The organism is Hymenobacter lapidarius (assembly GCF_001816145.1).
Taxonomy (GTDB): Bacteria; Bacteroidota; Bacteroidia; order Cytophagales; family Hymenobacteraceae; genus Hymenobacter; species Hymenobacter lapidarius.
This window is the reverse complement of the sequence record NZ_MDZB01000162.1, coordinates 1-8,941: the sequence shown is the minus strand read 5'-3', so window position 1 is coordinate 8,941 and position 8,941 is coordinate 1. Positions and strand designations below refer to the sequence as shown.

At 60.9% G+C, this 8,941-nt stretch carries 7 protein-coding genes and 1 pseudogene; 5 read left to right on the top strand and 3 right to left on the bottom strand.

Features of this window, described 5'->3' with window-relative positions; all coding sequences use genetic code 11:
• The first annotated feature begins 104 nt into the window (after positions 1–104).
• Both BEN47_RS18510 and BEN47_RS18505 read left to right on the top strand, forming a co-directional pair.
• Positions 105–638 (top strand): amidohydrolase family protein, encoded by a 534-nt coding sequence (locus BEN47_RS18510; RefSeq protein WP_070730599.1) that lies wholly within the window; start codon positions 105–107, stop codon positions 636–638.
• 296 nt (positions 639–934) lie between these two features.
• The gene (locus BEN47_RS18505; RefSeq protein WP_083322583.1) at positions 935–1,288 is read left to right on the top strand and encodes an ASCH/PUA domain-containing protein; all 354 of its coding nucleotides are present in this window, start codon (positions 935–937) and stop codon (positions 1,286–1,288) included.
• Positions 1,289–1,310: 22 nt separating this feature from the next.
• On the opposite strand, the gene BEN47_RS18500 is transcribed toward BEN47_RS18505, so the two are convergent.
• On the bottom strand, positions 1,311–2,438 hold the full coding sequence (locus BEN47_RS18500; RefSeq protein ID WP_083322582.1) for an alpha/beta fold hydrolase: 1,128 nt from the start codon (positions 2,436–2,438) through the stop codon (positions 1,311–1,313).
• A 372-nt stretch (positions 2,439–2,810) separates the two neighbouring features.
• Here BEN47_RS18500 and BEN47_RS21615 point away from each other — a divergent pair, with 372 nt between their 5' ends.
• A complete protein-coding gene (locus BEN47_RS21615) occupies positions 2,811–2,954 on the top strand; it encodes a hypothetical protein (RefSeq protein WP_158011104.1) in 144 nt (47 codons plus the stop codon).
• A 30-nt stretch (positions 2,955–2,984) separates the two neighbouring features.
• Positions 2,985–3,632, top strand: a complete 648-nt coding sequence (locus tag BEN47_RS22345; RefSeq protein WP_070730595.1) for a hypothetical protein — start codon at positions 2,985–2,987, stop codon at positions 3,630–3,632.
• 168 nt (positions 3,633–3,800) lie between these two features.
• Here BEN47_RS22345 and BEN47_RS22920 read toward each other — a convergent pair.
• Both BEN47_RS22920 and dxs read right to left on the bottom strand, forming a co-directional pair.
• Positions 3,801–3,911, bottom strand: a pseudogene (locus tag BEN47_RS22920) (DUF1361 domain-containing protein); the annotation flags it as partial.
• Positions 3,912–4,056: 145 nt separating this feature from the next.
• Positions 4,057–6,003, bottom strand: coding sequence for a 1-deoxy-D-xylulose-5-phosphate synthase (gene dxs / locus BEN47_RS18485; RefSeq protein ID WP_070730602.1), 1,947 nt, complete (start codon positions 6,001–6,003; stop codon positions 4,057–4,059).
• A 306-nt stretch (positions 6,004–6,309) separates the two neighbouring features.
• On the opposite strand from dxs, the gene BEN47_RS18480 reads away from it, so the two are divergent.
• Complete coding sequence (locus BEN47_RS18480; protein ID WP_070730592.1) at positions 6,310–8,913, top strand: TonB-dependent receptor domain-containing protein; 2,604 nt, start codon at positions 6,310–6,312, stop codon at positions 8,911–8,913.
• Positions 8,914–8,941 lie beyond the last annotated feature (28 nt).

The following is an 8,941-nucleotide window of genomic DNA, read 5'->3' as shown; positions in this document are numbered from 1 at the left end:
CTTCTTCGACCGGCTCCCCGAGTTTGGCCAAGAACTCGCGTCCCGCCTAACCCTCAAATTTCATATTCTCGATTCGCATCCTACTTCGTGACGAGTATAAAAAGGTGGCCCTCACCTCCACCCTGCCGGTATTCGAGCCTTACACCGGCCGGGAAGTGGTGCTGGGGGGCGGCCTGGAAGCCCTGATTCCGCAGCTGCAGGAGCGCGAAACCACAACCTGGAATCAGAACCAGCTAAAAGACACGGCCAGCGTGCGTCTGTTTAAGAAAGAAATGGCCTGGGAAAAGCAGTTTTACGACGCCGGCGGCCTGCTCGTAGCCGGCACCGACCCCACCGGCGCCGGCCGCACCGTGGCCGGCTACGCCAACCGCCGCCAGCTGGAGCTGCTGGTGGAAGCCGGCTTCACGGCCGTGCAAGCCATCAAAATCAGCACCCTGAATGGCGCAACCTACCTGGGTCGCGAAAAAGAAATCGGCACCATTGAGGCCGGCAAGCAGGCCGACCTTATTCTCATTGATGGCGACCCGGAAAAGGACATCCAGCAAGTGCGCAGGATGGAAATCGTGTTCAAAAACGGCGTAGGCTTCGATTCAGTCAAGCTTTTCGACTCGGTGAAGGGGAAAGTTGGACTGAACTAACGCATTGCAACGGGCCCTTGGCTGGCAAAAGCGGCCAGGAAACCTGAAAAATCGATTGGGGCTGGAACGCAGCCAACCAATAGAATAGCATTTTATAAAGCAAGGGCGAATTCACTATACAGTGAATTACCTTGATTATCTTAGTGTTAAACCCACTTGTGGTTTCTGGTTTTATTATCCTTTAACTATCTTCCAAACGCAATCCGCGTATCAGACCGCGGCCCCGCCCAAGAGCATCGGTCAGCGCAGTGCGCTGCTTATCCAAGGGCGGCTCTATTCTAGAAATTACCCTCGCCATGACCACCAACCATACTTTCGCCGAACATTTCGCTCCTCAGTTCCAAATTCCTAACCCAACCCAACGCCAGATACACGAGCTAAAAACCTGGCCCGCTTGCTTTGCGGCAGCCAACGCCGGCAATAAGCCCTTTGACGTGCGCGAAAACGACCGCAGCTTTCAGGTCGGCGACATGCTGCTGCTGCGCGAGTTCGACCCCGTGAGCGAGCAGTACACCGGCCAAACCATTACCCGCTGGGTGAGCTACTTGCTGCAGGGCGGCACTTTCGGCATTCAGCCAGAGTGGTGCGTGCTGGGGTTCAGCGACTTGCCGCCCATACCGTCCGGCATCACGGATATCCGGCTCTGGTAAACGCTTGCTCCGATGAGGCCCGCTAGCGGCGCTTCGGGGCCAGAAAGCTGCGGATGTTGTCGTTCAGAAACCTGGCGTCGGCCGGGTTGGGGGCGGCGCCGGCCGTGTGCCCCCACAGCGACGGAATGGGCTTCAGGACCACGCCGGGAATGAAGGCCGCCTCGTAGCGCGCATCGGTGAGCGGAAAGTACAGGTCCGTTTCCGAAGGCATGTACAAAATGGGCGTTTTGATGGAACGTAAGGCCTTTTGCACGTCGCCTCCGAAGCCGGGCGTGCCGCCCACGTCGTGGCGCTCCCAGGTACGCACCTGCAGGATAAGGTCGTTGGCGTCGGCCCCGGGAATGAAGTTGGTGCGGTACTCGTGCAGCACCTGCTCGAAGGTGGTGCCCGGCTTGGCATCGGCGCGCCACAATTCCAGGCGCCACCACTCCTGTGAATACAGCCACGCCGTCCAGACCGTGGCAAACGCCTCAATGCCTTTGGTGGGCGGCGTGGTGTAGTCGCCGTCCTTAAAGGCAGCGTCGGCGGTGAGGGCGGCAATTTGCCCTTCGAGGCGCACCACCCCGTGCGGGTAAGTTTTGGCCGTGCCCGAAGTGGCCACGATGCGGTCGGCGAAGGCGGGGTAGCTCACCACCCACTGAAAGGCCTGCTGCGCGCCCATTGAAAAGCCAATAATGGCCCTGAGATGCGTGATTTTAAGGTCCTGCGCCAGCAGCTGGTGCACGGTGGCCATGTTGTCGCGGATGGTCATGACCGGGAAGCGCGGGCCGTGGAACGGTTCCAGCGTGTTGCTCGGCGACGAGGAATGGCCGTTGCCGAACAGCTCCGTCGCTACCAAAAACACTTTGGTCGTGTCCAGGGCCTTGCCCGGGCCAATGAGCCACTGGTAGCCGTGGTGGTCGGCCAAGTAGTGCGAGGGCAGTAGAATGGCGTTGTCGCGCGCCGCGTTTAGGCGGCCGTAGGTGCCGTACACCACGCGGGCCTGCGGCAGCACCGCGCCGCTTTCGGTCCGGAATTTATCGATGGCAAAGACGTGGTGCTTCGCACGGTCCGGGCGCTTGGCAGCGGGTGCATCCTGTGCCCTTGCCACCCCTCCGGCCAGCCCTGCAAACACGGCAGCCACCGCAATCCAACATGAAAAAAGGCGCATAGCGGGACGACAGTTGATGAGAAACGAAGCTAGTCACTTTTAGCGGGTTGACTCTAGCAAAGGCCTGGGACAGAGCCGTTGTGCGAAACTCGCTGGACCCGGCAGATGCACAGGTCATCTCCGCCTTGTTTGAGATGCCAGGCAATATCGCAGGCACCCACTTAGGTATTGCTCCGTTTTGTGGCTAGAGCGTTCCACCCTCGTTTTTAACAGAAAAACTGCGTGGTGGAGTGGGCCTGCGCCACGTATAGTTGTTCAGCGCTATTTCACTGCGCTGATGAGACGGCTCAAAAGGCATTGACCAAAGACGTGGTGGCAATGCTGCAGGCCGCCGCGTGTTACTTTTGGCCCAGTCCCTTTGTTGAGAATCCTATGAACGAGCAGCTAGTTGTCAAGAATTTCGGCCCCATCAAAGACGCCACCGTGGACTTCAAGCGCGTGACCGTTTTCATCGGGCCAACGGGTGGCAGGAAGAGTACGCTCGAGTACCGGTTGGCCATATTTACCAAAGCATAAATTTCGTCTACCTCCTCGACCTAATTTAGTATGAGAAAATCCGTCGTTCTTTTAGTGGTCGCCAGCTTGGCTTTTTCGACCATAGGATTTCAATGCGAAAAAGAATATCCCAAGCCGGAACCAGTCTATAGTTTCACCGAGAAGCTAACCTTGACGCCATACAAGAAGGTATATGCGGTCAATGACACCATCTGGATTCAGTTTCAGACAACCGACCGAAAACTGTTTGACCGTTTAAGCGGCACCCACGTAGCGACGGATACGACGACGCTGGCTCCGACTTTTTATTACCGGCAGCGCCATCCCGTTGAGACTGCCCGACGAACCCTTGTCGAGGTGAAGGCCAGCGGCGTGGCGGGCTTGGCACTGGACTATTTTCGCCCCTATATACTGGAAACCAAGTTTAGGATTGAATGTGGCGTCGGCACCTATTTTTTTAAGGTTGGGTTTGTGCCGAAAACGATTGGCATCTATTCCATTGAGCCTCACGGGTACGTTGGACTTTGTCCAAATAAGCGTAAGCAACTGCCGACCACATTTAATTGGACCTTTGAACTGGCCGACTGTAACAAGGATATTTTTCAATCCATCCCGGCCGCGTCTATCTTGGGGCGCGAGGATGGATACACGGATGCCCATGTGGACAGAAAGGAAATATTCGTATTTAAGGTAGAATAGGTGCGGCACCATTAGACCACCAAGTAGCAGCTTACGAAACGCTTGGCTCACTAATGCCCATTTTACTCCGCCCCGGCAGGCATACCGTGCCGTGGCCCAGCAGCAGAGCCCGTACACGGGCGTGAGGCCCCAGTTGCCGGGGAAGCCGAATGAGCGCAACACCCGGTTCAGAATGCTTTGGAACAGGGCCACCGGATTGGTGAGCTCGTCCCAGAAGTTTAAACGCAGGAAGCGGCCGAGGTAGAGGCCAAACGAGTTGAACGCCAGGGCAAGGGACACGAATACGCAGGCAGCGGCTCACCAGGCCCTTCGTGTCGCCGTATTTGGCTCCGGTATTGTTGCGAAAGCGAAACAGGCGTTAAGCAGCACCAAGAAGCCCCCGTAGCAACCGCTACGGGGGCTTCTTCTTGTCTCAACAGGCGACCTACCCCAGCACCTTTTTACGCTCCCCGGCCACCACCTTGGCGCTTAGCTCGCGCACGGCTTGGGCAATGCCGGCGGCATCGAAACCGCACTCTTTGTAGAGCTCATCCTGCGAGCCGTGCTCCACCACCCGGTCCGGAATGCCGAGGCGGCTGACGGGCAGGAGGTAGCCGTGGTCCGTCAGAAACTCCAGCACGGCCGAGCCAAAGCCGCCGGGCAGGCAGCCGTCTTCCACGGTCACGATGGCGCGGTAGCGGCGGGCGATGTCGCGCAGCATTTCCTCGTCCAACGGCTTGCAGAAGCGCATATCGTAGTGGCCCGCGTCGAGGCCTTCGGCGGCCAGGGCTTCGGTGGCCTTCACGGCATAGTTGCCAATGTGACCGATGCTGAGGATGGCGACGCCGCCCTCGGCACCTTGGCGCACCACGCGGCCCGTGCCGATGGCCACGCGCTGCAGGGGCGTGCGCCACTCGGGCATCACGCCCTCGCCGCGCGGGTAGCGAATGCTGAACGGCCCCGCGTTTTCGGGCAGCTGGGCGGTGTACATGAGGTTGCGCAGCTCCTGCTCGTTCATCGGGGCCGAGACCACGATGTTGGGGATGCAGCGCATGAAGGCCAGGTCGTAGCAGCCGTGGTGGGTGGGGCCGTCGGCCCCGGCGAAGCCGGCCCGGTCGAGGCAGAACACCACGTGCAGGTTTTGCAGGGCCACGTCGTGGATAACCTGGTCGTAGCCGCGCTGCATAAACGAGGAGTAGATGTTGCAGAACGGCACCAGCCCCTGGGTAGCCATACCGGCCGAGAACGTGACGGCGTGCTGCTCGGCAATAGCCACGTCGAAGGCGCGGTCGGGCATGGCGGCCATCATCAGGTTCAGCGACGAGCCCGAGGGCATGGCCGGCGTCACGCCCATGATTTTGTCGTTGGCCTCGGCCAACTCCACCAGCGTGTGGCCGAACACGTCCTGGTACTTAGGCGGCTGTGGCTTGTCGGGGGTCTTTTTGTAAATCTCGCCCGTGATTTTATCGAACAGGCCCGGCGCGTGCCACAGCGTCTGGTCTTTCTCGGCCAGCGCGTAGCCTTTGCCCTTCACCGTCACGCAGTGCAGGATTTTGGGGCCGGGAATGCTCTTCAGGTCGTTGAGGATGGTGACGAGGTGCTGCACGTCGTGGCCATCCACGGGGCCGAAATAGCGGAAGTTCAGGGCCTCAAACAGGTTGCTTTGCTTGAGCAGGGTGGCCTTCATGGCAGCCTCTACTTTGCGGGCAATCTGCTGGGGGTTGGGGCCGAACTTGCTGAGCTTGCCCAGCACGTTCCACAGCTCGTCGCGCACTTTGTTGTAGGTGCGGGAAGTGGTGATGTCGGTGAGGTATTCCTTGAGCGCGCCCACGTTGGGGTCGATGCTCATGCAGTTGTCGTTGAGGATAACCAGCAGGTTGGACTTGGCCACGCCGGCGTGGTTAAGGGCTTCGAAAGCCATGCCGGCCGTCATGGCGCCGTCACCAATCACGGCAATGTGCTGCCGGTCTTTCTCGCCTTTGTAGTCCGAAGCCACGGCCATGCCCAGCGCCGCCCCAATGCTGGTGCTGCTATGGCCCACCCCGAAGGCATCGTACGCACTCTCGCTGCGCTTGGGGAAGCCCGACATGCCGTGGTAGCGGCGGTTGGTGGGGAACTGCTCGCGCCGGCCGGTGAGGATTTTGTGGCCGTAGGCCTGATGGCCCACGTCCCACACCAGCTGGTCGTCGGGCGTATTGAAGACGTAGTGCAGGGCCACCGACAGCTCCACCACGCCCAGCGAGGCACCGAAATGCCCGCCGTAAATGCTCACGGAGTCGATGATGAAGTCCCGGAGCTCGGTGCTGAGCTGGACTAATTGCTCAGGAGCAAGCTTTTTGAGGTCATCGGGCGAGTCTATCGCCGCGAGTAGCGGGCCGGGTTCAACTATCATCAGGGCAGCGTCGGTGGGATGGTGACGGAGTGTAACCATCTGGCCCGCTAAAAGATTAGCAGGCTTCGGCAAAGGTACGACGCGCGGCGAACAGCGGTTGTGACAACCGGAATAATCCGGCCGTTTGTCGGGGTTCAGGGGTTGATAATCTAGTTTATAGCCGTTCCGGCGGTATTCGTGGGGACCTTTGCGTGTCGGCAAAGAAGAATGAGCCGGTTTGCGGTTACACTCTTTTTTGCAACCAAAAAAAGGACGCCGGGTGCAACCTCCGGGTCAATTTGCGGCACTTTGGCCGCTATGTATTGTATGAAACAAAAAGTACCGGCAACCGCCGTATTTCTGGCGGCCCTGATGGGCTCCACCCAACTGGCATCGGGCCAGCAAGCTCCCGGCACCCGTCCAATGGCGGCTCCGGCCGCCGCCCGGACTACTACCGGCCGCATCACCGGCACGGTGACGGAGGCGGGCACGGGCAAGCCCGTGTCGTACGCCACGGTGGCCGTGCTGGACGGCGCGGGCAAAGTAGTGAACGGCGGCGTGGCCGGCGACGACGGCACGTTCATCCTGGCCGGTATTCCGGCCGGTAGCTACAAAGTGCAGGTCAGCTTTGTGGGCTATAAAAACGAGGAGCGGCCCGGCGTGGCGGTGCCGGCCGGCGGGGCCGTGGACCTTGGCAAGGTGGCCCTGGAGACTTCGGCCCAGAAGCTGGGCGAAGTGGTGGTGGTGGCCCAGAAGCCCCTGATTGAGGAGCGGGTGGACCGCACGGTGTACAACGCCGAAAACGACCAGACCGCCCGTGGCGGCGATGCCTCCGACGTGCTGCGCCGGGTGCCGCTGCTGAGCGTGGACCTGGACGGCAACGTGAGCCTGCGCGGCAGCTCCAACATCCGGGTGCTCATCAACAACAAGCCCTCGGCCATTGCCGCTTCCAGCATTGCCGACGCCCTGCGCCAGATTCCGGCCGAGCAGATTAAGACCGTGGAGGTCATCACCTCGCCCTCGGCCAAGTACGACGCCGAAGGCACGGGCGGCATCATCAACATCATCACCAAGACCAACACCCTGCGCGGCGGCACCCTGGGCGTGGACATGAGCGCGGGGACCCGTAACGCCAGCCTGAGCCTGAACAGCTCGTACCGCACTGGCAAGATGGGCTTCTCCCTCAACGCCGGCGGGCGGGCGGGCTACAACATCGTGGGCGGCTTTGAGAACGAGCAGACCATCATCAACCCCGCCAACTCGCTGGACCGGCGCACGACGCGGCAAACGGCCGACAACCGCCAGAACCAGGGCGGCGGGCGCACCGCCTTGGGCTGGGACTACGACATCAACAAGCAAAACTCGCTGCAGGCCTCGCTCTCCTACGGGCTGCGCGCTTCGGACAGCCGGCAGGACCGGCTCACGCGGGTGGCCGTGCCCAGCCCCACGGGCCAGCCCCTGGACGTGCGCGACGTGTACGTGCAGGACCGTTCGGGCACCGTGGACGCCAGCCTGGGCTTCACCCACCTCTTCGCCAAGCCCCAGCAGGAGTTCAGCCTGCTGACGCTCTACAGCCGCAACGACCGCACCAACGACTTCACCAACTCCATCCTCGACCCCGGCAACCTGAACACGACCCTGGGCCGGCTCCGCAACGAAAACCCCAGCGCCAACGAAGAATTCACGGTGCAGGCCGACTATCAGTCGCCGGTGGGCAAGACCCAGGTGCTGGAGTTCGGGGCCAAAAATATTCTGCGCCGCGTGAGCAGCGACTTTGCCTTGTTTACGGCGCCGGGGGCCGAGGGTGGGTTCGTGCGCGACCCCAACGCGGCCCTCAACAACGGCTTCAATTACGACCAGAACGTGACGGCGGCCTACACCACCTACACGGTGGGCCTGCCCAAGAACATCACCCTCAAGCCCGGCCTGCGCTACGAGTACACCACCATTGGGGCCGATTTCCGCAACAGCAGCGAGACCGTGAGCATCCCGAGCTACGGGGCGCTGGTGCCCAGCGTGAACCTGTCGCGGCGCCTGACCAATGGCAATGTGCTAAAAGCGGCTTACAACCGCCGCCTGCAGCGCCCCTCGCTGCAGTTCCTGAACCCGGCCCCGCAGTTTTCCAACATCCTGCTGGTGTCGGTTGGCAACCCGGAACTGAAGCCTGAATTCACAGACAACTTCGAGCTGGGCTACAGTACCCTAATCAAGAAGGTCAACCTGAACTTCACCGCCTTTGCCCGCAACACCAGCGGCTCCATCCAGTCGGTGCGTGAGCCGCTGACCGACGCCCTGCGCGCCGCCATCGGGGCGCAGCTGGCCCCCGATGCCCAGCAGATTAGTTTTCGTAACATCGGGCAGGAAAACGCTTACGGCGGCAACTTCTTCGCCTCCATCAATGGCAAAAAGCTGAGCCTGAATACCGGCGTGGACGTGTTCTACGCCGCGCTGCGCAACAACGTGAGCGGGATTTTCAATGCTTCCAACCAGGGCTTCGTGGCCAGCGGGCGGCTGTTTGGCTCCTACAAAATCACCGACCTGTGGGGCCTACAGGGCTTCGGCTTCTACCGCGGCCGGCAGGTGCTGCTGCAGGGCGAGCAGAGCGGCTTCGGCTTCTACGGCCTGAGCGTGCGCCGCGAGTTCGCCAACAAAAAGGGCAGCTTCGGTTTCGGCGCCAACAACTTCATCACCAACTCCATCAACATCCGCAACGAAATCCGGACTCCCCTGCTGGAGCAAATCAGCACCTCGGAGCGCCGCCAGCTGAGCGTGCAGGTGAACTTCAGCTACCGCATCGGCCAGCTTTCGGCCGACCAGCGCCCGCGCCGCTCGCGCGGCATCAACAACGACGACCTGAAAGAAAAACATCCTCCTCATTGGCGCGTCTTCGGGCATTGGCCTGGCCACGGCGCAGCTGCTCAGCAAGCTTGAGGTAAACCTGTTTACCGCCTCGCGGCAC